This is a genomic window from Mesorhizobium sp. M8A.F.Ca.ET.218.01.1.1, from assembly GCF_004791165.1.
Classification (GTDB): Bacteria; Pseudomonadota; Alphaproteobacteria; order Rhizobiales; family Rhizobiaceae; genus Mesorhizobium.
On sequence record NZ_SRUZ01000122.1, the window covers coordinates 1 to 332 of the forward strand.

Annotated in this window: 1 pseudogene; it reads right to left on the minus strand. The window is 59.9% G+C overall.

Features of this window, described 5'->3' with window-relative positions:
• Positions 1-332 (minus strand): annotated as a pseudogene (locus EN861_RS34665) (amidohydrolase family protein); the annotation flags it as partial.

A 332-nucleotide genomic window follows, 5' to 3' on the forward strand; every position in this document is an offset into this window, starting at 1 on the left:
GTTGAACAGTTCGGCCGCGGTGCTGGTTGCCGAGCGGATGACATCTATGGCAGGCAGGACCTCGCTGCGGATCGAGAATTCCAGCGACTGGTGCCGATGCAACGGACCGATCAGATCGGTGCCATAAACCATCTTCACCCCGCGTCGCTGAGCAATTTCGAGCGACCTGGAGCCGACGTCCAGGACGTATTTGATCTTGGCGTGCAGTTCGGCCGGCATGCCGATTTCGAGCCCTTCTTCCCACATGGTGATGTAGGCCGAAAGCGTCGGGACCAGGAAGGCGTCACGCTCGACCATCAGCTTGGCGGTCTCGTCCTCAAGGAAGTTGCCGT